Genomic DNA, 25,941 nt, shown 5'->3' on the forward strand with positions numbered 1-25,941 from the left:
TTTATATTTTAAAGTTGAATTTTTAGTAATAAGCATTAGTGTAGTTAATAAAAAGTGTCGCAAATGCTTGTATGACAGGCACTTGTGACACTTTTGTAGTTTTATATAATATAAAATGAACAACCCTAAAACTGCTCATTCTTCTCCCAAGATTCAACGATATAATGAGCAATTGTTGGGTTATATCCTTTTCCAACTAAAAACATAATCGCAGCGACTTCTGTTAAAGCGTGTTTATGTGAAGTATGTTTCGCTTCATTTAAACCATAATCTACCCAAGGTTTTACGAAATCTAATACAGGTTTCTTTAAAGGTAAAAATTGTGTACCGACAACTTGTTGAATTTGTTGTTGAGTAGGTTCTGTAATAGGCCCAGGTGGTAAAATTTGTGGTTGTGTAATATCTAAAGTCGGACCTGGTGGTAATATTTGTGGTTGCGTTGGATCAATTGTTGGTGGTTTAGGTGGTGAGACACGTGCGTCGTAGTTGGGTTGATACATTTGTTGTTGGTATTGTGGTTGTTGTGGCTGAGTTACATATGGATTTTGTTGTTCTTGAGTTTGCGGTGCTGCATATGGATTTTGAGGATATTCATAATTTGGACGTGTGTCGTATGGATTTTGTTGTTCTTGAGTTTGCGGTGCTGCATATGGATTTTGAGGATATTCATAATTTGGACGTGTGTCATATGGATTTTGTTGTTCTTGAGCTTGCGGTGTAGCATATGGATTTTGAGGATATTCATAATTTGGACGTGTGTCGTATGGATTTTGTTGTTCTTGAGCTTGCGGTGTAGCGTATGGATTTTGTTCGTATTGTTGTTCTGGCTGTTGTAATTCTTGTTCCTCATATTGTTCTGTATATCTTTGTTCCGGTTGCTGAGGGTAAAATGGTTGTTGTGGATAAGGCGGTTGATTATTATAGAACATATTTATTCCTCCTTCATGATGATGCCTACCACCTAGTGTATGGGCGGACAAGAAAATATGTGATGAAAAAAGGCGAGCGTGTTACAATAAGAAACTGGGTGAAGATAAAATGACAAAACAAGAAAAGATTAAAAAAACAATTACTTTTGTAAAAAATATTTTAGAAAAAGATGCGAGTGGGCATGATTGGTATCATATTGAGCGCGTACATAAACTGGCGATTTCTTTATCCGAGCAAGAAGGAGGAAATCGTTTTATAATTGAAATGGCAGCATTACTTCACGATGTGGCAGATGAAAAGTTAAATGAAAGTGAAGAAGCAGGAATGAAAAAAGTTTCTGATTGGTTAGAAGAGTTACATGTAGATGAGGAAGAAAGTAAACATATTCTTCATATCATTGCCAATATGTCTTATAAGGGTGGGAATGGCGGCGCAGTTGAGTCAGTTGAAGGGAAAATTGTTCAAGATGCAGACCGTTTAGATGCCCTTGGAGCAATTGGGATTGCACGTACTTTTGCATATGGCGGAGCGAAAGGGAGATTAATGTATGATCCAACAATTCCGCCGCGTGAAGTAATGACGAAAGAAGAGTATAGAAAAAATAACGATCCATCTTTAAATCATTTTTATGAAAAACTTTTAAAATTAAAAGACTTAATGAATACGAACGCAGCAAAACAAGAAGCTGAAGTTCGTCATCGTTATATGGAACAGTTTATAGAACAATTTATGAAAGAGTGGAATGCACAAATATGAAAATGTTAACTGTGGAGAACTTATCGAAATCATACGGAGAAAAACCGTTATTTGATGGATTATCATGTAGTATTACAGAAGGACAACGTGTTGGAATTATTGGTGTAAACGGTACTGGTAAATCAACATTATTAAAAATTATTGCAGGGTTAGAAACTCCTGATACAGGTGAAATGACGCATTCACGTGGATATACAATTAGTTATTTATCACAGCAACCAGAGTTTGATGAAAAACTAACAGTATTAGAGCAAGTGTTCCATGGTGATACACCATTAATTCGTCTTCTTCGTGATTATGAAAAAGCACTATTAAATATTGAAAAAGATCCAAGTAATGAAAAAGTACAGGAACAATTATTTGCAGTGCAGCAACGTATGGATGCAATGAGTGCATGGGAAGCAAATGCAAATGCGAAATCTCTTCTAACGAAATTAGGAATTACAGATTTCACTGCAACTGTTGGGAATTTATCTGGTGGACAGAAAAAACGTATCGCAATGGCACAATGTTTTATTGAAACACCTGATTTATTAATTTTAGACGAGCCTACGAACCATCTTGACCATGAGACAGTTGAATGGTTAGAAGAGTATTTAGCAAGATATACAGGGGCGGTATTACTTGTAACCCATGATCGTTATTTCTTAGATCGTGTGACGAATCGTATTTTTGAATTAGATAATGGTAAACTATATAGCTACGAAGGAAACTATAGTACATTTTTAGAAGCGAAAGCACTTCGTGAAGAGCAAGAATTGGCACAAGAATCCAAACGCCAAAATTTATATCGTCGTGAACTTGCTTGGATTCGCCGTGGTGCAAAAGCCCGTTCTACGAAACAAAAGGCGCGTATTCAGCGTTTTGATGAGTTAAAGGAACAAGAAGGGCCAGCTGCAAAACAGTCAGTTGATATTGCACTAAGTGGAAGTCGTTTAGGAAAGAAAGTACTTGAGTTAAAAGATGTAACGAAAAAATTTGGCGATAAGACGGTATTACATAATTTTAATCATATTGTGAAACCAGGCGATCGTATCGGAATTATTGGGGCGAATGGAAGCGGGAAATCTTCTCTATTAAATATGCTTGCAGGCAAGTTATCTCCTGATAGTGGTGAAGTTGAAGTAGGACAAACTGTAAAAGTTGCTTATTATACGCAAGAAAATGAAGAGATGAATTTAAATCAGCGTATGATTGAATACATTAAAGAGATTGCAGAAGTTATTCATACAACAGATGGAAAAGTAATTGGTGCATCTCAAATGTTAGAACGTTTCTTATTCCCGACACATTCACATGGTACACCGCTTGGTAAACTATCTGGTGGTGAAAGAAGACGTTTATATTTATTACGTATTTTAATGGGGGAACCAAACGTACTATTACTTGATGAACCTACGAATGATCTAGATACACAAACATTAACAGTACTAGAAGATTATTTAGAAGATTTCCCAGGTGTCGTTTTAACTGTATCGCATGACCGTTACTTCTTAGATAAAGTAGTAGATGAACTGTTCATCTTTACTGGCGGTGGAGAAGTGCGTGAGTTCCTAGGTAGTTATACAGATTATTTAGAAATGGAAAAAACGAAAGAACTTATTGAGAAAGCGGAAGTTCAAAAAGAGAAAAAAGTAGTAGAAGCAGCTCCAAAACAACAACGTAAACGTAAACTTTCATACAATGAGCAGCGTGAATGGGAAACAATTGAAGATACAATTGCCGAACTAGAAGAGAAAATTGAGTCAATTGGAGAAGAACTTGCGAAAGTTGGATCTGACTTCACAAAGGCACAAGAATTATCTGAAGCACAGCAGAAAACAGAAGAAGAGCTAGAAAAAACGATGGAAAGATGGAGTGAACTATCAGATATCGTTGAAGGATTAAAATAAAAACAAGCTGCATATATTGAAAAGTAAAGAGAAAAACTTTACACTATTGGTAGAACCTATTTTAGGAGGGAAAAAATGAGAACATCTAATCCAATGTTGAAAAAAGAGGCATTTCGTAAAGAGGGAGCAAGCGCTTCTGCGATGACTATTGGCGGAACAGTAGGCAAAACGTTTATCATGCTTATCTTGCTACTTGCAACGTCTGTCTATTCATACATACAGATGATGCAGGGTACGATGAAAATGCCAGTGTTAATTGGTGCATTAGTAATTGCGGCAATCATCGCATTTGCATCTATCTTCTTCCCGCGAATGGCACCAATTGGGGCGCCAATTTATGCGGCGGTAGAAGGAGTTGTATTAGGAAGTATTTCAGCAGTTTATACAATGAAATTTGGCGATTCTATCGTTTTAAACGCTGTATTACTTACAATTTCAATTCTATTTGCAATGTTAGTTTTATATGCAACACGCGTTGTAAAGGTAACTGATAAATTCCGTACGGGTGTAATTGCAGCGACAATGGGAATTATGGTTATGTATTTAATCGTATTCTTATTAAATATGTTCGGTGTAACTGTTCCATATATTCACCAGGGCGGTACAATCGGTATTATCATTAGTGCGGTTGTTATTGTAGTTGCTGCATTAAATTTATTACTAGATTTCGATTTAATCGAAAGCGGTGCACGTAGCCAAGCTCCAAAATATATGGAATGGTACAGTGCAATGGGTCTAATGATGACTCTAGTATGGTTATACTTAGAAATTCTTCGTTTCGTTTCTTACTTTACGAAAAATGACTAATGAAAAAATCCTGCATGAAATGTGCAGGATTTTTTTATTTTCAAAGATAAATCGAATGAATGGTATAATATGGATGTTAGAAGTTTGAATGGAAGGGGATGGAATATGATGAAAGAGAAGAAAGGGATTATGAAAAAACTATTTTCTAAAAGTTTTTTCATAGAACTAGATGATGCTTTAACATATCCGTCAGCAGAATGCATTATTTCAGCCATTGAAGGGTATGCAACTGAATGTAATGAACTACTAAAATTTGAGAGTAAAGTTAAACCGATTACATTCTACTTAGACGATGCATTGTTTAGCGCTGAAATAAAGATGGCTCGCGGAGGGTATTACATCTCTTGCAGTGAAATATAATATATCTTGAAACCTTACATGTTCATAATATGTAGGGTTTCTTTTTTGCTTTTTATATGTAAAGTAATCCTTTTTACTTTAGAAATATATAATTTTATCCTTTTTACCCTTCACACATTTTTCTTTACAATAAAGAAAAACATGCGAGGTGGTATAACTTATGATGAATCGAGTTGTATTAATCGGTAGATTGACAAAGGATCCAGAATTATACTACACAAAACAAGGCGTTGCTTATGCACGAATATGTGTTGCAGTGAATAGAGGATTTCGAAATAGTTTAGGTGAACAACAAGCAGATTTTATAAATTGTGTCGTTTGGCGAAGAGCAGCTGAAAATGTAACAGAATACTGTACGAAGGGATCACTTGTTGGAATTACAGGGCGTATTCATACGAATAATTACGATGATGAGAAAGGAAAGAAAATATATAGAACTGAAGTTGTGATTGAGAGTATTACCTTTTTGGAGAGAAGGAGGGAGGGGGCATCGTAATAAAAGGGGATTTTAAGTAATAGCTTCGGAAAAATTTTGTGGAAAGTATTTTAATAAAGTTAAAGAAGGGGTACCGTCAGCAATTTTGAAGAAAAACAAGCTAACGAAAATTATAAATTTAAAATCTTTTATACTGAATATTGAAAGATTCCTCTGGAAATGGTTACTCATTGAATTGGGATTATTAGATTGGTTTTATTCCACATTTTTCACGGTACTTGTTAATCTTTTGAATCATTGATTTATTAATATTGAAGATAATTATGTGCATATTAATCACATAATTTGTCCCTATCAAAATGAACTTTTCTTGCATCTACTATATTGTTAAGAATATTTTATTTTGAAAGGATGTGATTATATGGCTCATAAATCTACTGGGGTTTTTCGAGTTCCGGTTTCTGAGAATGGTATTATTCCAACTGCTCTCAATATTATGTTAAACAATGATTCACGCTGCCATACTAGTAATGTGACGGTAATTGTTAAGAGAAGTCCAAACACTTTTTTCCCAACGCAAAATGAATTAGTTGAAATCTCTCGTACTATTGTTTCTTTAGGACCAAACAGAACATCTAAGATTGTGTTGTTTACTCCAGAATTCCATATAGAAGATTTTCTTGATGTCATCATTAGAGGAAATAAAGATGATGTTGAGGATGTTCTTGTGTATTCTTTCTTAGCAGACTCAGAAGGTCACAATCTTCCATCTACTGTTTTCAGGAATGAAGAATATACTTTTGCTTGCTAACACCATGATGATGTATATCATATACAAATATAGTTGACATAATGTGAAATTATCGGTAACAAAAAAAGGCGAATCCCTTAATCTCATAAAGGATTCGCCTTTTTTCTTTCTATCACTTTAAACAATTCCATTAATTCATCTTTCGGAACATTCACAATCAAAATGTCTTCAGAAATCAATTCTCCACCAACAAGTCCCTCAGAGCGCATTCGTATGAACGTTTTTATATATAAATCGTTCTTCTTTTTTAGTAGTATCCTCCAGAGCTTTATTTATTAACTGCACTTCAATTTAAAATGAATGATCTAACTAGGATATAGATACCTCTTTTTATGTAGGGCAAAGAAAACAAATTTCCTCCTTACAATAAAACTTATCGGAAGCGAATGGTTTTCAAATTTCGTTCCTAATTTGAAATGTAAAAAAGGATGAAATAGTATGGTAGCAGGAAGAAAGTAGTAAAATAAAGCATCCGAGTAGGAGTATAGAGTGATAACATGTTACAATACAGCTAAGAACACGCAATAAAGGAGAGTTTTTTACGTGAAGATTAAAGCAATTGAACCGACGCCAAGTCCAAATACAATGAAAGTTATTTTGAATGAAGTATTACCATCAGGAGCGCGTAATAATTATACAAATGAAAATAAAGAACAAGCACCAGTACAAGTGCAAGAAATTTTGAAAATTGAAGGCATTAAAGGTGTGTATCATGTAGCAGACTTTTTAGCAGTCGAGCGTAATGCGAAGTATGATTGGAAAGTTTTATTACAACAAGTTCGTGCCGTTTTCGGTGAAGAAGTAGTAGAAGAAAGCGAAGAACAGCAACTTTCTCACTTTGGAGAAGTGAAAGTGTTTATTCAAATGTTCTTTACTATTCCGATGCAAGTAAAGCTAACAGATGGAACGACGGAAGAGCGTGTTGGTTTACCTGATCGTTTTAAAGAATCAATCATGAAAGTGCAAATGTCTGCACCTAACGTTGTGAAAGAGCGTAAATGGGTAGAGCAAAGTACACGTTACGGTAATTTTGAAGAAATTGGGAAAGAAGTAGTAGAAGAAATTGTTGCTGCTTATTCAGAAGAACGTGTAAATGAAACAGTTAAAGAATTATTAGATCAGGCTGGGGCAGTTGAAGTAACGATTCAAAAGCGTGAGCCATATAAAGTAACAGAAGAGATGATGAAAGATTCTGACTGGAAAAACCGTTTTGCAGCTTTAGAGCAAATGGATCCTACTGAAGAGGATATTCTAGTGTTGAAAATGGCGTTAGACGATGAAAAAGTATCTATCCGCCGCATAGCAACAGCTTATTTAGGTATGGTAAAAGGTGATGAAGTATTACCGTTATTATATAAAGCGTTATTAGATCGTTCAGTAAGTGTTCGTCGTACTGCAGGGGATTGCTTATCAGACGTAGGTGACCCAGCAGCGATGTTCGTTATGATTAAATCGCTGAAAGACCCAAGTAAATTAGTACGCTGGCGTGCAGCTATGTTCTTATTTGAACTTGGAGATGAAAGTGCGATTCCGGCATTAAAAGCAGCGCAAGATGATCCAGAGTTTGAAGTAGCGATGCAAGCTCGTCTTGCATTAGAGCGTATTGAAGGCGGCGAAGAAGCGAAAGGTTCTGTATGGAAACAAATGACGGAATCTCGTAAAGGGGAATAATATATGATTGTTTTCTATGATAGTTGGTGTCCGATGTGTACTGCAGTGGCAGAGCGTACGAAGAAATTAGATAAAAAGGGTAAAATGACATTTGTTTCATTTCGAGATGATGATGTAGTTAAGAAGTATGATCTTTCTCAAGAACTACAAAGTAAGATGGAGCAAAGGATGTATATTTTTAAAAATAATAAATGGTATGACGGAATTCATAGCATAAACGTATTAGCGAAGGCCGTTCCATCTTATTGGTTTGCAGTGCCTTTTATAAAATTATCTATCGTGCTTGGATTTGGAAGCAAAGTATACGATTATATCGCTAACAATAGAAAACTTGTCCCAGTCGGACATTGCCGCGGTGGGGTTTGTGAAATCCCTTCAAAAAAATGAAAACGTCACTATCTTTCTTTTGCACCTAATAATAGAGCGTGATATGATGAATTTGGAATGAAAGTTGAAGGAGAGATACAAGATGTCAAATGCTTATGAAGAATACATGCGCCAAATGGTAATTCCAATGCGTCAAGAATTAGTGCGTTCTGGATTTGAAGAATTAACTACAGAAGAATCTGTTACAGAATTTATGGAGAATGCATCAGGTACAACTTTAGTAGTTGTAAACTCAGTTTGTGGTTGTGCAGCTGGTTTAGCGCGTCCATCAGCAGGCCAAGCAGTTGTTCGTGCTGAAAAACAACCTGACCATCTTGTAACTGTATTCGCAGGTCAAGATAAAGATGCTACTGCAAAAATGCGTGAATACTTCGGAGAAATTCCTCCATCTTCACCATCTATGGCATTATTAAAAGGAAAAGAAGTTGTTCACTTCATTCACCGTCATGAAATTGAAGGTGCAACTATGGACGAAATTATTACGAACTTAGAGCAAGCTTTCGAAAAGAATTGCTAAAGAAGGGGGAGAGTAAATCTCCCTCTTTTCTTTATATAGAGGTGAAACAATGATAGTAACAACAGCAGGAAGAACAAATAAAGAAATGACAGCATATGCAAAAAAGGTAGCGGAAGAATTAAATCGTTCTTTCATTTTACGTAATGATATACCAGTGCATAAATTACATGAGCAGTATGAACAAGATGTACTTGTCGTAGGAAAGAACCGATTAGCTATTTATCCGAAAGGTACGGAAGAATCATTCTTCTTTCATCCGAACTCAGCGATGTTTCGTGTGAAAAGGTTAATGCGCGGAGAGCACGATCCGTTTGTACAAGCTGCTAAATTAGAGAGCGGAATGACGGTGTTAGATTGTACGCTCGGTATGGCATCAGATAGTATTGTAGCTAGTTATGTTGTTGGTGAAAGTGGAACAGTAACAGGACTGGAAGGCAATGAATATATGGCATATATCATGAGAAATGGTTTGAAAACATGGTCTTCATCTGTTTCTGAAATCGATGAAGCAATGCAAAGAATCCAAGTAAAGCAAACGGAGCATTTTTCATTTTTAGCGCAATGTGAAGACAATAGTTATGATGTCGTATATCTTGATCCGATGTTTGAAGAAACTGTCATAGAATCAGATGGAATTAAAGGATTAAAACACTTCGCTTTGTATCATGATATTACTGATGAAACAATTGCAGAGGCGAAGCGAGTGGCGAGAAAGCGTGTCGTTTTGAAAGATCATTTCCGTAGTTCTAGATTTGAAAAACACAATTTTCACGTATACAAAAGAAAAAGTGCTAAGTTTCACTTTGGTGTAATTGACCCTTGCTAATTGTTTGAAAAGATGTATAATAAGCAATAATTAATTAAATAGACTGTCTGTGATGAAGAGAGTAGTCTTTTTCAGAAGGAAAGCGAGCTAGGGATGGTGTGAGCCTAGTGCGGAAGAAAAAGGTGAAGCGCACTTCGGAGACGCTTCTTGAACGAATAGTAGAGTAAGCCGAGGTCCCCTGTCCTCGTTATAAACGGGAAAGTGGTTCGTAATGAACAACAAGGGTGGTACCACGGGTTAAAACTCGTCTCTTATATAGAGACGAGTTTTTTGTGTTTAAAAAAATAAGGAGGTTGTAGTATGGAATATAAAACACAGTTTGCGAAAAGTTTATCAAATATTTTTGTAAATGAATTAACGCAAAATCAAATTTTAGATTTAATCGAAACACCGAAACAAGATGAATTCGGAGATGCAGCGTTCCCATGTTTTTCACTAGCGAAGCAATATAAAAAATCACCAGCTATTATCGCAAAGGAAATTGCGGAGAAAGTAAATGATCCGTTCTTTACGAAAGTAGAGGCTGTTGGTCCTTATGTAAATGTATTTTTCAATCGTGAAACTGTAAGTGATGCTGTATTAAAAACGATTTTAGCTAAGAAAGAAGAATACGGTCAAAACTACTTTGGATGTGAAAAAACAGTAGTTATTGATTACTCATCTCCAAATATTGCAAAACCTTTTTCGATGGGGCATTTACGTTCTACAATGATTGGAAATTCACTGAAACATATCGCTGAAAAATGTGGCTATGAAGTTGTAGGAATTAATTATATTGGGGATTGGGGAACACAGTTTGGAAAGTTAATTACTGCTTATAAAAAATGGGGAAATGAAGCAGTAGTTAAAGAGGATCCAATCCGTGAATTATTTAAGTTATACGTTCAATTCCATGAAGAGGTAAAAGACGACGAAGAACTAGAAGAAGAAGGGCGTGCTTGGTTTAAGAAATTAGAAGAAGGTGATGAAGAAGCTGTTGAGCTTTGGAATTGGTTCCGTCACGAATCCTTAAAAGAATTTTCTCGAATTTATGAACTTCTCGGTGTAGAATTTACTAATTTTCAAGGAGAAGCTTTTTATAATAACTTAATGGAAGATTTCATTGGAATTTTAGAGGAGCATGATTTGCTTGAAGAGTCAGAAGGCGCATTAGTCGTTAATTTAGAAGAAGAGGGAATGCCGCCTTGCTTAATTAGAAAATCCGATGGTGCGACGATCTACGCAACACGTGACTTAACGGCAGCGTTATATCGTCAAAACACATATGCATTTGATAAAGCCCTATATGTAGTTGGCCCGGAACAAAGTTTACACTTCAATCAATTTTTCACTGTATTAAAAAAGCTTGGCTACAATTGGGTTGACGGCATGGAACATGTACCGTTTGGATTCATTTTAAAAGATGGTAAGAAAATGTCGACACGTAAAGGAAGAGTTATTTTACTTGAAGAAGTACTTGAGGAAGCAATAGACCTTGCAAAACAAAATATTGAAGAGAAAAACCCAAACTTAAAACAGAAAGAAGAAGTAGCAAAGCAAGTCGGTGTAGGAGCAGTCATCTTCCACGATTTGAAAAATGAGCGTATGCATAATATCGAATTCTCATTAGAAAATATGCTGAAATTCGAAGGAGAAACAGGACCATATGTACAGTACACACATGCGCGTGCTTGCTCTATTTTAAGAAAAGAAAGTGTAGAATTTGAAACATGTACGTTTGCTTTAAAAGATGATCATAGCTGGAGTGTCGTAAAATTCCTTAATAAATTCGCACAAGTAATTGAAGCAGCTTTCAATAAAAATGAGCCATCGATTATTTCGAAATATGTATTAGATGTAGCGCAATCTTTTAATAAATATTATGGAAATGTGCGTATATTAGAAGAGAGCGAAGAGAAAGACAGCAGACTCGCATTGGTTTATGCTGTGACGGTTGTATTAAAAGAAGGATTACGTTTACTTGGGGTGGAGGCACCTGAGGAGATGTAACATAGTAGTAAACTGACAAACTGGGTCTAGTATAAACCTGGTTTGTTTTTTATTGGATATATAATTTTTTTGCAAAATCAATTAAAATCTTTTTAGAGAGGGTGATTCATATTGATTCGAACTTTTATTTTACAAATCCCTTGTCATAGAAGATTAGATAGGAGTTTTTTTAAACTACAAAAGTACATACCTTTATGTGCGCGTTGTACAGGTGTGCTTATTGGTATTTTAATGTTTCCAATTTATTTTTATATGACACCTTCATTTCTTTTGGCAATCATACTATCATTTTTCGCTCAAATTCTGTTACTTATCGATGGGTTCACCCAAAAGTGGAAATGGAGAAGTAGCTCAAATTTGCTAAGAATAACTACTGGTGTATTAAGCGGTAATGGTATGGGATTATTCATTTCATCTAGTGTTATATGGATATTATCTTAAGATATATAGTAATGGAGGTATTTACATAGATGTTCTGGATTTACTTAATTCTAATTTTTATTTCAGGCGGAAGTGGAATTGGTTTTATGACTCAAAATAAGTATACAGAAGCAATAATAGCTTTTGTTATTTGTATACTATTGTTTGGGCTACTGTATTATTATCTTAAAAGAAACAAAAGAAAGAGAAAAGCAGATTGTGACGATTTAGACTGTACGGATTGTTTTGATTGTAATTGTACTTGTTAAATTTTTCTTCCAAATAAAAAGCTAGTGTATTATTAAAAATACACTAGCTTTTTTGCTTTGAAATTTTAAGAAAAGTGTAGGAATACGGCTATTATATAGAGAACTTTAGTTTTGTATATAAAAGGAGGCGTTAGATGTTGGAAACGTATGATTGGAACAATAAACTAACATATTTAAAAAAACACGAGAGATTTATATTACAACGACGATTATGTAAGCTTTTTAGTAAATACAGTTTGGAAGATTACTAAGCCTGTACATATCGTTGATTACGGTTGTGGATATGGTTATTTAGGCCTAATATTAATGCCATTACTTCCAAAAAGATCAAAGTATACCGGTATTGATAGTGGAGAAACATTATTAGCTGAAGCGAGAGAGTTGTTTCGTTTACTTCCGTATGATTCAGAATTTCTTGAAGGAGATGCTACAGAAATTGAACTGAACGATAAATACGATATAGCAATCTGTCATGCTTTCTTATTACATATGAATACTCCAAAAATGATGTTAGAAAAAATGATACATGCAATTAAAAAAGGTGGTAAAATAATCTGTTTTGAACCACATTGGATTTCAAATATGTCTTCATATGTCTTAGATGGAGAGAATCAATCGGAAATTATTAAACTAGGTGCTTTGCAGAAGTTATTTGAAAAAGACGCGCAGAGAAACGGTAAAGATGGAAATATTGGCATGAAAATACCGATGTATTTAAGTAAATTAGGTGTGAAAAATATTGAGTGTAGAGTGAGCGATAAAGTGAACTTTTTAGACTCTAGTATGCATCACAATGATAAACACAGTTTGTATCATTCATTAAGAGAAGAGGGGATTGCGGACAACCCGGGTGATAAACAGCAATTTATAGAATGTTTAATGATAAGAGGATTAACATATGATGAAGCATTAGCTCAATATGAAGCAGAACTACGATTTTTTAAAGCGCTCCATATACATTCATCTTTAGTATATGCTCCGAATATGAAAATTACATTTGGTGACATAGAATGTTAAAAGGTAGCGATTTATTGAGGATTGACATTTTTTATCGATAAGTCGATATTCACCGTATAATCGTTGATATATTTTAAGAATCGGTCGATATATTTTGAAAATCACCGATAAAACGAAAGAAGCGCTGATATATTTGAATTATCGCCGATATAATTTCATGTACTGATTTTGGCCTTGAAAAGATAAGATCCTCAATTCACGTTATTCCATATAATTAAACAAAATACGAAGAAAAACAATCATTTTTACTATATTTTGTTATAAATTCGAATAATATTAAATAATACTATCCATTATAGGAGATTTTAGTTGAATACCTACAATATGATGTGTAAAATCTAAGCAAGTAGCAGTTTAAATAAATATTCGAGGTGAATGCATGCTAGATTTTAAGCAGTTAGAAGCTTGTTTGAAAGACAAGAGATTTGTAGATGGATTACAGGAAATAAATAATGAAATTTCATATATAAAAGAAACGAATACTTTATCCTATGTGAAGACTTGGCTTGCTAATATTCCTTCACATAAGGAGTTTGATATATTAATTCGCCTTACTGATGAAGGGCTTATGCACCAATACAGTTCATTCCTCATTCGCTACGCTTATAAAAAATTCCCAAATATGAGAACGCTCTCTTTATATTGTGATGAGTTAATTGATGAGCGAAAAATCCTTGAAGCAGAACAGTTGTTAAAAGACTCTTTAGAAGAGGCAGATAAAGAAGAAATAGATGACGATTTTTTAGCGAAAACATATTTTACTTTAGTACGATGTTTATTAGAAATGAAACGAAATGAAGAAGCGCTCATTTATATGCAAAAAGCAGAGGAGTACAGTACACGTGCGGTCTTTGATAAATGGGGCTACGTCTATATGCATACAGGTGAATGGGAGAAAGCAGAAGAACAATTTTTAGCTGGAAAGCAGCATAAAGATTGTGAAGAACTATCTACCTACTTATTATCACAGTTATATGCGAATAAAGGGGAACAAAAACGTGCATTACAGTTAATCGATGATGCGATTGTAAAGTTTCCACAAGTACCATATTTTCATTTTGAAAAGGTAAAGTATTTATTAGATTTAGCGAAATATGAAGAGATGTTAGAGGTAATAGATAATATTAATAGTACGCTTCCTTATCATGCTTATGAAACTTACTTTGTACATTTACGTGCAGAAGCGTTGTACAAAATGAATAAACTTGTAGATTTACAACAGTTATTAAAAGAAGAAAAAAGTTTAAAAGGCTTTTTATATCATAATTTAGAAAAAAATCCAGATGGAAAAAAGGTTCACCTGCCGATAGTTCCAATTGTACAAAAGGATAATTATTGTGTTCCGACAAGTTTAGAAATGATGTTGCAGCTATGGGGAGAAAAACGTACACAAGATGAAATAGCAGAGTTTATTTTTGATATGACAGGCTCAAAGTTTTCCGATACGGTCTCTTATATTGAAGAATTAGGCTATGAATATCGTTATTTTAAAGGGAATGAGGAAATTTATAAGATATTACTCGACCGAAAGATCCCCGTTTTATTAAGTATAGACATCGAACATGCTTCACATGTGCAAGTGCTATCAGGATATGATGATACGTTACAAGCTTTTTATGTTCAAGATCCAAACTTTATAGAACCAGTTCTTGTGGAATATAGTAAATTGCAAGAGAAATATCGTTATACAGGTTGTTTGGCGATCACGTTTGTTCCGAAAGAAAAGAAGGAACAACTAGCATTTTTAAGTGAAGAAGAGAATCATTATTTTAAATCCATTTTCTCTCTTACAGATCATTTAGATGAACAAGATAAAGAGGGAATTAATAACTTAGTACAATTTTTAAAAGAGACGAGTGATAATCCGAATACGTGGTTATATACGATGAAACATTTAGATGTTGAAGTAGATAAAGAATTTATTTTATATTGTATAGAAAAGTTAATGGAAAAGTTTCCGAACTCGGATTTTGTTAAATTGCATGGTGCACAGTGCTTTATTCGTCTTCAAGAAATGGAGAAAGCTGAGCAAATGCTGGCAAGTGTTGAGAAGAAAAATAATCGTGCTTTATATCATTTGATAAATGGAAGATATGCATTTGAACAGGAAAGTTATATAGAAGCGATTTCAAGTTTTCGTTCCTCATTACAATTGGACGCAGATCAGCCGATCGCCTGGAGTTTCCTTGCGTTATCTTATATGTATATCGATCAATCTGAAAATGCGTTGCAGTTTTCTCAAGTAGCTGTAGAACGTAGTCCAGAAAGGTTCACTTTAACGAATCACGGTTTAATATTAATAGATTTAGAAAGATATGAAGAAGCATATGAAATCTTTAATAATTTGTTAAGAGAATATAAAAATGAGGCGCATGTATGGTATGAACGAGCGAGATGTGCGCATCAATTAGGGAAATTACATTTAGCGATAAAAGGACTTAAAGTGGCGATTCAGTTAGATAGTAATGCGCCTTACATTTATACGAAACTTTCAGAGATCTATGAATCTGATTTGAAGGATGAGAAAAGCACAAAAGAAATTTTATTAAAAGGTATTGAGAATTGTGATGATAAGGCGTCTCTATATGTAAGATTAGGTGATTATCATTTTCAAAATGATAGTCTGGAAGAAGCAGAAACATTATATAAGCGTGCTTTAGAAGAAGATAATGAAGATGTTTATTCTCATTTCGGACTTACGCAAGTTTATATGGCAAAAGAGCGATATGATGAAGCGAAAGAATATATTCTTGGTCTCGAAACACAAATTGAAAAGAGCCAAGATTTCCTTATGAATGCAGGAATGGTTTTATGGGATGCAGAGGTTGAACTTGGTGGAAATGAAGATGGGTTTAAAGTAGCATTGTCTAAGTTAGAGAGTGGTATAAAGCAGAGTGAATATAATGTAGCAAGTGCGTTAGATGAATATGTGAATCGAATTAAAGGAACTGTATTTGTACAACGAGGTATAGCATTCTTAAGAACGTTACAAAAAGAAAGAAATGAAGTAAGTGAATACAGTTGTTATGCAGGTATTTTACATGAATCTATTGGACAGTATGGACAAGCGATGAAAAGATATAATAAAGCAATAGAACAAAAGAAAACGGCATTGCCATATTACCGAATTGGTGAAACACTTATGGCATTAGGACAATTGACAGAAGCAAAACAAGCGTATGAAACATGTTTAGAGCTAGATAAAAACTTCTTAGGTGTACATTTACAACTAGCAGAAATATACGAAAAAGAAGAAGACCGTTTCAAAGAACAAAGTCATATGGTTCAGGCGATGAAAGAAGAGCCTTTGCATATAAATATGGAATATTTGGCACAGCTTTCAGTAGAAATAAATCTTCAAGAAGAGTTGCTAAAGGAATTAGAACATCTAGCAGGCGAAGTACCCGAAATATGGCGCTTAGATGCGATTGCGTATGTGTATGGAGCGATGAATGAAATAGATACAGAAAAGATACGAATTGAAGAAGCACTACAAGTAGATGAGGGACATATAGAAGTTCTATATCATTATGCAAAAGTATTAGTGAAAAAAAGAGATGCAAAAGCGATTGAAGTTGCAATGAAAGTAATACAAAAAGATGTAAATAATGAACGTATATTTGATGTTTATGTAAAAGCGGTAGAACAACATAAGAAATTGTCTAACATCCGAGATTTTCTTCATACATTAAAAGTGAAAAAAGCAGAAAGAAGTACAGCATTCATGTATGCAGCAGCTGCGATTACGGAAAGATGGATTGAACGTCAACAAAATGAACAACCGAAAAAATCTATATTTACGAGAGCTTTTTATCGTATGAAAAACCGGGCAAAAGAAATTTCAATGGTTACAACAATCATTGATTTATATGAAATCTCATTAAAGTTAAATCCAAAAAATAGTATGGCAGCGCAACGGTTTGGATCATTTTACGAAAATGTATCGATGAATAAAGAAGCGATAGATGTTCTGCAAACATCGTTAGAAAATAAATGGGATTATGAGGTAGCGAAGCAACTTGTAAATCTATTCATTGAGTGTGAGGACGAGGATTTGTTACAAGATGCTCTAGAGTTAATGAAGCAATTAGTTCGAGAGCTACCGGATGATTATGATACGCTTCTTATACAAGCGCAAGTATTCTTGAAAGTTGGGGAAGAAGGAAAAGCAGAAAAAATATGCTTACAATTAACGGAGAAAACACCGTTTGTAAGTAGAGGGTTTCTTGCTTTAGGAGAAATGTACCAAAGTCAAGAGAGATATGAAGAGGCAATTCAGTTATTAGAAGATGCTTCTATACATCATCCAAATGATACGGCAATTCTTCTTTCATTAGCATCTTCATATCATAGTGCCGGACAAACGATAAAGGCAGAAAAAATAACAAGTGAAGTAGTAACAATGGATACGAGTGATCTGTTAGCAAGATATGATCATGCTTGTTATTTAGCGTTATTAAATAGAAATGCAGAGGCGAAAGAAGAGCTTGAACATGTACTTCGTGAGGATGAATCTGGATTTTTTGCTGAACTTATCGAAGAAGATGAAGATTTAGCAAGATTGAGAGAGTTTGAAAAGTAATTGTATATGTATATAAGTAGTGAAAAAAGGATATAAATAAAAATATATTTTGAATTAGTTGACAATTTATTGTTAAATGGCATAAAATAGCTTTTAACAAAGTATACAAATCTGAAGACGAGAAAGAGTAAAATAATGAACTGTTCCCCAGAGAGCCGGTAAAGTGCTGAAAGCCGGTGTTCAGACGTTATTTGAAAATCATCTCCGAGGAGCCGAGGCTGAAAGTAAGTAGGCCCGGACGGATGTCTACCGTTACAAAGAACGCGTATGTTAGTACGTTGCTAAGCGCTATTAGTGAAAAGCTAATAGAATTAGGGTGGTAACGCGGATAAACCCGTCCCTACTTCATAGGGGCGGGTTTTTTGTGTGCTTTTAAAACATTCAAAGGAGTGATTGTAGATGAAGAAAGTAGATGTAAAAGAGTCAGCTGTAGGGAGAGAAACACGTATTCGTAAGCAGTGGAACGAACAGAGCATTTTTGAACAATCAATTCAGAATCGAGAAGGCGCGCAATCGTTTGTGTTTTATGAAGGACCTCCAACGGCGAACGGTTTACCACACGTCGGCCATGCACTTGGTCGGGCAATTAAAGATTTAGTAGCAAGATATAAAACGATGGCCGGTTATAAAGTAGTAAGAAAAGCAGGATGGGATACACACGGTTTACCTGTAGAATTAGGTGTTGAGAAGCAACTTGGTATTTCTGGTAAACATGAAATCGAAGAGTACGGAATTGAGCCATTTATTAAGAAGTGTAAAGAGAGTGTATTCACATATGAAAAGCAGTGGCGTGAGTTCACTGAAAGTATCGGTTATTGGGTAGATATGGATGATCCATACGTTACTTTAGAAAATCCATATATCGAAAGTGTATGGCATATTTTAGGGACGATTCATGAAAAAGGCTTGTTATATAAAGGTCATAGAGTTTCACCGTACTGCCCAAGCTGTCAAACCTCTCTCAGTTCACATGAAGTTGCACAAGGGTATAAAACAGTAAAAGATTTAAGTGCAACAGTCAAGTTTAAAGTGGAAAATAGTGAAAATGAGTATTTCTTAGCTTGGACGACAACACCATGGACACTTCCAGCAAATGTTGCACTTGCTGTACATTCAAATATGGAATACGTTAAAGCGAAACAAGAAGGTCATGTATACATTGTTGCGAAAGAACGTGTACAAGAAGTATTAAAAGAAAACTATGAAGTATTATCTGTTCATAAAGGTGAAGAATTAGTAAATACATTTTACACAGCACCATTTCCAATGAAAGAAGTGACAAATGGTTACCGTGTTATTGCAGCGGATTTTGTAACGGCAGATAGTGGTACTGGACTCGTTCATATTGCTCCAGCATATGGGGAAGATGATTATAGAGTTGTTCAAAGTGAAGGATTGTCGTTCCTACATGTTGTAGATGGAAAAGGTGAGTATACAGATGCAGTACCATTTTTGAAAGGTAAATTTGTAAAAGATTGTGACGTTGATATCGTTCGTTATTTGGCGAAGGAAGGTTTGCTATATCATAAAGAAAAATATGAACATAGTTACCCGCATTGCTGGCGTTGTGATTCACCACTTCTTTATTATGCAGGAGAAAGTTGGTTAATCCGAACAACTGCAATTAAAGATACATTTTTAAAAAATAATGATTCTGTTACTTGGTATCCGGATCATATGAAACATGGACGTTTTGGTAAGTTTTTAGAAAATATGGTTGACTGGAATATTAGCCGAAATAGATATTGGGGAACACCATTAAACGTATGGGAATGCGAAAGTTGCGATCATCAGTTCGCACCGAAAAGCATTGCTGAATTAAGAAAGCATAGTAAGAAAGAAACACCTGAAGATTTAGAATTGCATAAGCCGTATGTAGATGAAGTGCAAGTCTGCTGCGGGAAATGCGGAGGCACAATGAATCGCACACCAGAAGTAATCGATGTTTGGTTTGATAGTGGTTCTATGCCATTTGCACAATATCATTACCCATTTGAAAATAAAGATTTATTTGAAGAGCAGTTTCCAGCGGATGTTATTGCAGAAGGAATTGATCAAACACGCGGCTGGTTTTATAGTTTATTAGCAGTATCAGCACTATATACAGGCAAAGTGCCGTATAAACGAGTTTTATCACTAGGGCATGTTTTAGATGAAGAAGGACAAAAAATGTCTAAAAGTAAAGGCAATGCACTAGATCCAGTTGATTTAGTAGAGAAGTTTGGTGCAGATGCGCTAAGATGGGCTTTACTCGTTGATAGTGCCCCGTGGAATGCGAAGCGTTTTTCTGAAAGAACAGTACTGGAAGCGAAATCTAAATTTGTAGATACATTAGTCAATGTGTATAGCTTCTACGTTTTATATGCAAATTTAGATGAGTATAATCCGAAAGAAACGTATGACGTAAAGCTTACGAAATTAGACGAATGGGTATTATCAAGATTGCATAGTACAACGAAAAAAGTGAGAACAGCACTTGATGAGTATCAATTTACGAATGCAGCTCGTGAAATTGCAGCACTTGTAGATGAAGTGAGTAACTGGTATGTAAGACGCTCACGTAATCGTTTCTGGGAATCTGGTATGAACGCTGAAAAAGCATCTGCCTATGAGACACTTCATGAAGTGCTTGTAACAATTAGTAAATTAATTGCACCATTTACACCGTTTGTCGCGGAAGACATTCATCTGAATTTAGAAGGAAGTAGCGTTCATTTAGCGGATTATCCAGTTGTAAATGAATCACTACTTCAGCCGAAATTAGAAGCGGAAATGGATGCTGTTTTACAAGTTGTCGAACTTGGAAGAAGTAACCGTAATCAGCATTCTTTAAAAGTAAAACAGCCGTTAGCTGAGCTTGTATTACTTGAGCATAAAGAGAATGATATCGATTGGGAATCTTATCGCGATATTGTAATGGATGAGCTAAATGTGAAAGCATTCCATGTTGAACTGGATGAAACGAAGTATACATCATATCAATTGAAGCTCAATTTTAAAACAGCAGGGCCGAAGTTCGGTAAAAATGTGAATGCAGTAAACGGCTGGTTAAAACAATTATCACAAGAAGAAGTACAGAACTTTGTTGCAACTGAAAAAGCGGTATATGAAGCTGTATCAGGAGAAGAGGTAGTCGTAACGGTTGAAGATGTATTAGTGGAGAAAGTCGCGAAATCAGGATTCTCTAATACAACTAACGGACAATATACAGTTATGTTAGATACGAATGTAACGGAAGAATTGTTACAAGAAGGAGTGGCCCGTGAATTCATTCGTGCGGTTCAAGAATATCGTAAGCAGTTGAATTTACCAGTTAACTTACGAGTTGATGTGATTCTTGATGCAGATGAAGAACTACAGCAAACGTTAACGAATCATAAACATCTATTGGAAGAAAACTTACTCGTCAAGCAATTTACATTTGGCCACTTAACGAATGAAGATGACGAGCTTTCTTTAGGGGAGACAAAACTCCGAATTAAGTTAAGCGAGGCTAATTAATGAAAAAGGAAGTTGGAATCATTCCAACTTCCTTTTTTGTATGAAGGGAGATTAACCGAATGATTTCCTCATAATCCACTCGATAGGGACACTGGAAAATTTCTTTCTTCATATTTTAAAAGTATAAGGTTGAAAGAATTGATAAAGAAATATATTTCTAAAGTATTGTTTTCGTTTTACACATAAATATTGAGAAAATTTCACTTACCCAAAATGTAAAGGTAATAGAATTGCTCGTATAGAATTACTCGTAGATTCACTTTATTTCGTTACTTGTGGACAGTAATAGCCTTATAGGAATGGGGTAAAGGTTTCAATTTATTAGGGGGAGTGGTTTTATGTTAAACAAAAAAATGGTGGCAATGGCAATGACTGTACCATTAGTAATGGGGACGATTTCTACAGTTTCCGCATTGGAAAAGAAGCAAGTAAAGGTAGAAGCTTATTCACCACAGAAAAAAGCAGTTGAATATTTAAAAGGGAATGCCAATCAGTATGGATTAAAGCCCGACCTTTCAGACTTGCAATATATTTCTACAACAGAAACGTCAGTAGCTTCATATGTTAGGTTCCAACAAATAGTAAATGGCGCGCCTGTATTTTCAAAACAAATTACGGTTACTCTTAACGGAGAGGGAAAAGGAGTACTTGCTGTTTCTGATTATCAACCTGTTACAGGTGTGAAGGAAGTAACGACAAAAATTAGTGAAAAAGATGCAATACAAAAGTCAATGGCGTATGTTGGAGAAGCGAGTGAGCAAAACTTATGGGCTCCTACAGAAAAAGAATTCGGATATATTGTTGAAGAAGGTGTCGCTCTTCCAGTATATAAAGTGGTAGTCCATTCTAATAATCCATTCGGTGCATGGGAAACATTTATTGATGCAGAAAATGGAAAGTTAATTAAAAAGGTTGATATAAACCGAAAAGCTGAAGGATCAGGAAAAGTATTTTTACCTAACCCGGTCGTATCTAGCGGTAGTAAAGTAGGATTAAAAGATAATAATGATGCAGATTCAACAGCTCTAACGAACCAATTGAAGACTGTTACGTTAAAAGGTTTAGATGGAACAGGATTTTTAATTGGAGAGTATGTAACGATTTCTTCAAAAGCGATGACGAAATCTACAAACTTACAATTTAACTATACACGTGCAAATGATAGCTTTGAAGATGTTATGTCGTATTATCATATCGATACATTGCAGCGCTATATTCAAGGACTAGGCTTTAAAAATATTAATAATCGTTCGATTAAAGTAAATGTTAATGGTACAACGGATGATAACTCATTCTATTCTCCATCAACGAAAGCTTTAACTTTCGGTACTGGCGGAGTTGATGATGCAGAAGATGCTGGTATTATCGCGCATGAATACGGCCATTCAATTCAAGACAATCAAGTGCCTGGATTCGGTAGCTCACCAGAAGGTGGAGCAATGGGAGAAGGATTTGGTGATTTCTTAGGTGCTACTTATGAAGATGCAGTGTCGACTACAGGGTACGGAAAAGCATGTGTTGGAGAATGGGATGCGACAGCTTATTCTAGTTCGGATCCAACATGCTTACGCCGATTAGATACGAATAAAGTATATCCGAAAGATATTACGAATGAAGTACATGATGATGGGGAAATTTGGGCTCAAGGACAATACGAAATGGCACAAGCTTTTGGCCGTGATGTAGCAACAAAAATTATTTTACAATCACATTGGTCATTAACGCCAAATGCTAAATTCCGTGATGGAGCAAAAGCAATTAAGCAAGCGGATGCTCTTCTATATGGCGGACAACATGCTGCTGATATCGATCGTATTTGGGCAGCAAGAGGAATTAGTACGAATTAATATAAAAAGTCGTGGCGTTTATAAGCCACGACTTTTTAATTTACATAAGAACTGGTACTAGTAAATAAAGTAATATCAATGATAATGTGAATACATCCGCATCCCCATTTACTTTTTAGATTCTTTAAAAACAAAATGCTCTTTAAATTTTCTAGACTCAACTTTTTGACCGTTTCGCATCGAGCGGAAAGGGTGTTCTTGCCACATAATAATCACGTCAACCTCATCTGCTTTTGTAGAAATAGGTAAGTTAGCATGTTCAAATCCAGTTTTGTTGCTTGCTAAACGACTTTCCTTTAGGGAAAAGAGTTCATATTTCGTTTTTGTATTTGGCTCGTTGCGGAAGACTTCAACTTGTACGTTATACACTTCGCTTTTTCCGAGATTTTTTACAGAGAAATAATATGTTTGTAATACACCTTTTTTAGGTTGCAACAATTTTTTACTCGTTTTTTTCACGTCATCAATATTCACTTGCCATTGATTAGAATGTTGAGAGATTGGTAAAGATTTTGGTGAATATGCGTACGTTTCATTTACTACAATTAGGCATAACAAAAGGAGAAAGAAACTAATTGCTTTTTTCATATGTACACCTCCGCTACAATTTTGCTATTAATATGCGTGTGAAACATGTAAAATATGTAATAAAATGGAAATGTATATAGAGCGTGAAAAAGACTAGTGTAAATCTAAATGGGAAAATAATAATAGAACATGAAAAATACGCATATATAACGGTAGATGAAGAATCTTAAATAAAAAGGCTTGCGTTTTATAAAATAAAGAGATAGAATACTCTGTAAATATAAAAAGTGATGATCAGGAAAAGTACATGATGCAAAGGTCTACAGAGAGCAATCGGTTGCTGGGAAGATTGCGATACCGCATGATGGAAAGACACCTGTGAGTGTTGCTTTGAACGTGATTATTAGTAAAAGCAAACGGTACCTACCGTTATCAGGGCTAAGATGGTCATTGTGACAATTTGGGTGGTACCGCGGAAAAAATCCGTCCCTATTTCTAGGGGCGGATTTTTGTATTCTTTGAAAGGAGGTGAGTGAACGTGGATGACGACGATGACAACAATAACGTAAATAAAATGAAAACTATTGGAGGGAAATATAATGGGGCAAATAATGAAGCGTTCACTCACTCAAGCGAGTACAGAGCATGTTGGAAAAGTGGTACTCTTACAAGGGTGGGTAAAAAAGATCCGTCATCTAGGTAATGTTAGTTTTTTATTATTACGGGACCGAACGGGAGTTATTCAATGTGTATTAGAAAACGAGTTAGCTGGATACAAAGTTGATGTAGAAAGTGTCGTTCAAATAGTTGGTGAAATTGTAGAGACTTCGAAAACAGAATTAGGGGTTGAAGTACTTGCTCATGAAGTGAAAGTATTAAATGGTGCAGAACAACTTCCATTTGAATTAAATAAAAAGAAATTACAAGTTGGTTTAGATCAACTATTGAATGAACGAGTATTATCGTTAAGACATGAGCGAACCGCGGCGATATTTAAAGTGAAAGCTACACTCGCTCAAAGTTTTAGTGACTATTTAACAGAGAACGATTTCATACGTATATTTACGCCGAAAATTGTTTCGCAAGGGGCAGAAGGAGGAGCGAATGTTTTTAAGCTTCCATATTTCCAAAAAGAAGCTTATTTAGCTCAATCACCACAGTTTTATAAACAAATGATGGTAGCGGGAGGATTGGAACGTGTTTTTGAAATTGCACCTGTTTACAGAGCGGAACATCACAACTCTTCCCGTCATTTGAATGAATATATATCGTTAGACGTAGAGCTTGGATTTATCGATGATTTTCATGAAGTGATGCAATTAGAAACGGATGTTTTACGATATATGTTTCAGCAGGTAGGAGAAACATGTGAGAAAGAACTACAACAATTACAATTAGAAGTACCTGTCATTACTGAAATACCGAAAATTACATTGTCAGAAGCACAAGAGATTTTGAAAAGTAAGTATCGAAAAGAATCACCGATTGGAGATTTAGATACAGAAGGTGAAAAGTTACTAGGGAAATATGTGAAAGAAACATATAATAGTGAATTTGTTTTCATTACACATTATCCGAAAGAAGCGAGACCGATGTATACGATGCCGAATAACGAGAATCCATCTATTACTGATTCGTTCGACTTATTATATAAAGGGTTAGAAATAACATCAGGAGCACAGCGAATTCATAATTATGATCTGTTACTCGCATCTTTTAAAGAAAAAGGATTACACCTAGAGAAATTTCAATCTTATTTAAATACATTCCGATACGGTTGTCCACCGCATGGCGGTTTCGGTATTGGGTTAGAAAGGATTGTATATAAACTTTTAGAATTAACGAACGTACGAGAGGCGAGTGCTTTTCCGAGAGATTGTACACGTCTTACACCATAAAAAAGAACCTTCGCGATTATCGCGAGGATTCTTTTTTTATGTTCTTTTATTTTTACATTGAAAGTTTATAAAAAACCTTTTCGACAAAAAAATAAATATATACCTTGACAGTTACTAATATAACCGATATACTTCATATTAATTTCAAAAGAAAATATATTCTAAATATTAAAATGTGTTGAATAGGAGTAGTAAGGTCATGTATTTGTGCAGAGAGCTATGGGTTGGTGCGACATAGTCAAATGACATCCTGAACTCGCCTAGGAGCAGTAAGGTGGAACGGAATTACATTCTTAGTAAATCTTAACGGTTAACCTTCGATATTAGGTTTGTAATCAAACGATTACTACTAAGGTGGATTCATAATGGAATCAATAAGGGTGGTACCGCGTTAAGTAAATGGCTTAGCGTCTCTTTTTATAAAGAGATGCTGAGCCATTTTTTATTTTATAGAAAAAGAAATGGAGGGTTTATTCGGATAGGTATATAAAATTTAA

General features: G+C 35.0%; 19 protein-coding genes, 1 pseudogene and 4 other annotated features. Of the genes and pseudogenes, 18 read left to right on the forward strand and 2 right to left on the reverse strand.

Features of this window, described 5'->3' with window-relative positions; all coding sequences use genetic code 11:
* Positions 1-125: 125 nt before the first annotated feature.
* The gene (locus tag JDS98_RS08695) at positions 126-929 is read right to left on the reverse strand and encodes a hypothetical protein (RefSeq protein ID WP_097956837.1); all 804 of its coding nucleotides are present in this window, start codon (positions 927-929) and stop codon (positions 126-128) included.
* A gap of 109 nt (positions 930-1,038) precedes the next feature.
* On the opposite strand from JDS98_RS08695, the gene JDS98_RS08700 reads away from it, so the two are divergent.
* From JDS98_RS08700 to JDS98_RS08780, 17 genes and pseudogenes are all read left to right on the forward strand, one after another.
* Positions 1,039-1,686, forward strand: coding sequence for an HD domain-containing protein (locus JDS98_RS08700; protein WP_097956836.1), 648 nt, complete (start codon positions 1,039-1,041; stop codon positions 1,684-1,686).
* Positions 1,683-3,578, forward strand: coding sequence for an ABC-F family ATP-binding cassette domain-containing protein (locus tag JDS98_RS08705; RefSeq protein ID WP_000783187.1), 1,896 nt, complete (start codon positions 1,683-1,685; stop codon positions 3,576-3,578). The genes JDS98_RS08700 and JDS98_RS08705 overlap by 4 nt, the downstream gene beginning before the upstream one ends.
* 75 nt (positions 3,579-3,653) lie before the next feature.
* Positions 3,654-4,385 (forward strand): Bax inhibitor-1/YccA family protein, encoded by a 732-nt coding sequence (locus JDS98_RS08710; RefSeq protein ID WP_001260657.1) that lies wholly within the window; start codon positions 3,654-3,656, stop codon positions 4,383-4,385.
* A gap of 105 nt (positions 4,386-4,490) precedes the next feature.
* Positions 4,491-4,745, forward strand: a complete 255-nt coding sequence (locus JDS98_RS08715; RefSeq protein ID WP_016108299.1) for a DUF4318 domain-containing protein — start codon at positions 4,491-4,493, stop codon at positions 4,743-4,745.
* A 160-nt stretch (positions 4,746-4,905) separates the two neighbouring features.
* Entirely contained in the window at positions 4,906-5,241 is a 336-nt protein-coding gene (locus JDS98_RS08720; protein WP_097956834.1) for a single-stranded DNA-binding protein, read from the forward strand.
* Positions 5,242-5,602: 361 nt separating this feature from the next.
* Positions 5,603-5,992 (forward strand): hypothetical protein, encoded by a 390-nt coding sequence (locus JDS98_RS08725; protein ID WP_000940649.1) that lies wholly within the window; start codon positions 5,603-5,605, stop codon positions 5,990-5,992.
* A gap of 543 nt (positions 5,993-6,535) precedes the next feature.
* Positions 6,536-7,663 carry a conserved virulence factor C family protein gene (locus tag JDS98_RS08730; protein ID WP_000692595.1) on the forward strand — a complete coding sequence of 376 codons (1,128 nt, stop codon included), beginning with the start codon at positions 6,536-6,538 and terminating at the stop codon, positions 7,661-7,663.
* 3 nt (positions 7,664-7,666) lie between these two features.
* A complete protein-coding gene (locus JDS98_RS08735; RefSeq protein WP_000634894.1) occupies positions 7,667-8,050 on the forward strand; it encodes a thiol-disulfide oxidoreductase DCC family protein in 384 nt (127 codons plus the stop codon).
* A gap of 82 nt (positions 8,051-8,132) precedes the next feature.
* On the forward strand, positions 8,133-8,567 hold the full coding sequence (locus JDS98_RS08740) for a BrxA/BrxB family bacilliredoxin (RefSeq protein ID WP_000063715.1): 435 nt from the start codon (positions 8,133-8,135) through the stop codon (positions 8,565-8,567).
* A gap of 49 nt (positions 8,568-8,616) precedes the next feature.
* Entirely contained in the window at positions 8,617-9,393 is a 777-nt protein-coding gene (locus JDS98_RS08745) for a class I SAM-dependent methyltransferase (protein ID WP_097953503.1), read from the forward strand.
* Between the two features lie 40 nt (positions 9,394-9,433).
* Positions 9,434-9,648: a binding site (T-box leader), on the forward strand.
* Positions 9,649-9,693: 45 nt separating this feature from the next.
* The gene (argS, locus tag JDS98_RS08750) at positions 9,694-11,382 is read left to right on the forward strand and encodes an arginine--tRNA ligase (RefSeq protein ID WP_199633794.1); all 1,689 of its coding nucleotides are present in this window, start codon (positions 9,694-9,696) and stop codon (positions 11,380-11,382) included.
* Positions 11,383-11,493: 111 nt separating this feature from the next.
* Positions 11,494-11,823, forward strand: coding sequence for a DUF2085 domain-containing protein (locus tag JDS98_RS08755; protein ID WP_199633795.1), 330 nt, complete (start codon positions 11,494-11,496; stop codon positions 11,821-11,823).
* Positions 11,824-11,852: 29 nt separating this feature from the next.
* Positions 11,853-12,071, forward strand: a complete 219-nt coding sequence (locus tag JDS98_RS08760) for a hypothetical protein (RefSeq protein WP_199633796.1) — start codon at positions 11,853-11,855, stop codon at positions 12,069-12,071.
* A gap of 134 nt (positions 12,072-12,205) precedes the next feature.
* Positions 12,206-13,088, forward strand: a pseudogene (locus JDS98_RS08765) (class I SAM-dependent methyltransferase).
* A gap of 379 nt (positions 13,089-13,467) precedes the next feature.
* A complete protein-coding gene (locus JDS98_RS08770) occupies positions 13,468-17,670 on the forward strand; it encodes a bacteriocin-processing peptidase family protein (protein ID WP_199633797.1) in 4,203 nt (1,400 codons plus the stop codon).
* A gap of 105 nt (positions 17,671-17,775) precedes the next feature.
* Positions 17,776-18,015 (forward strand) — a binding site (T-box leader).
* A 54-nt stretch (positions 18,016-18,069) separates the two neighbouring features.
* Positions 18,070-21,171 carry an isoleucine--tRNA ligase gene (gene ileS / locus JDS98_RS08775; RefSeq protein ID WP_199633798.1) on the forward strand — a complete coding sequence of 1,034 codons (3,102 nt, stop codon included), beginning with the start codon at positions 18,070-18,072 and terminating at the stop codon, positions 21,169-21,171.
* 338 nt (positions 21,172-21,509) lie between these two features.
* Positions 21,510-23,018, forward strand: coding sequence for a M36 family metallopeptidase (locus tag JDS98_RS08780; RefSeq protein WP_000932727.1), 1,509 nt, complete (start codon positions 21,510-21,512; stop codon positions 23,016-23,018).
* Positions 23,019-23,126: 108 nt separating this feature from the next.
* Here JDS98_RS08780 and JDS98_RS08785 read toward each other — a convergent pair whose 3' ends face one another.
* On the reverse strand, positions 23,127-23,606 hold the full coding sequence (locus JDS98_RS08785) for a hypothetical protein (protein ID WP_199633799.1): 480 nt from the start codon (positions 23,604-23,606) through the stop codon (positions 23,127-23,129).
* 221 nt (positions 23,607-23,827) lie between these two features.
* Positions 23,828-24,040, forward strand: a binding site (T-box leader).
* A 105-nt stretch (positions 24,041-24,145) separates the two neighbouring features.
* On the opposite strand from JDS98_RS08785, the gene aspS reads away from it, so the two are divergent.
* Positions 24,146-25,444: an aspartate--tRNA(Asn) ligase gene (gene aspS / locus JDS98_RS08790; protein WP_199633800.1), complete on the forward strand. Its 1,299-nt coding sequence runs from the start codon at positions 24,146-24,148 to the stop codon at positions 25,442-25,444.
* A gap of 169 nt (positions 25,445-25,613) precedes the next feature.
* Positions 25,614-25,862, forward strand: a binding site (T-box leader).
* The last annotated feature ends 79 nt before the right edge of the window (positions 25,863-25,941 follow it).

The sequence above is a fragment of the Bacillus cereus group sp. N11 genome, from assembly GCF_016483605.1.
GTDB classification, from domain to species: Bacteria; Bacillota; Bacilli; order Bacillales; family Bacillaceae_G; genus Bacillus_A; species Bacillus_A toyonensis.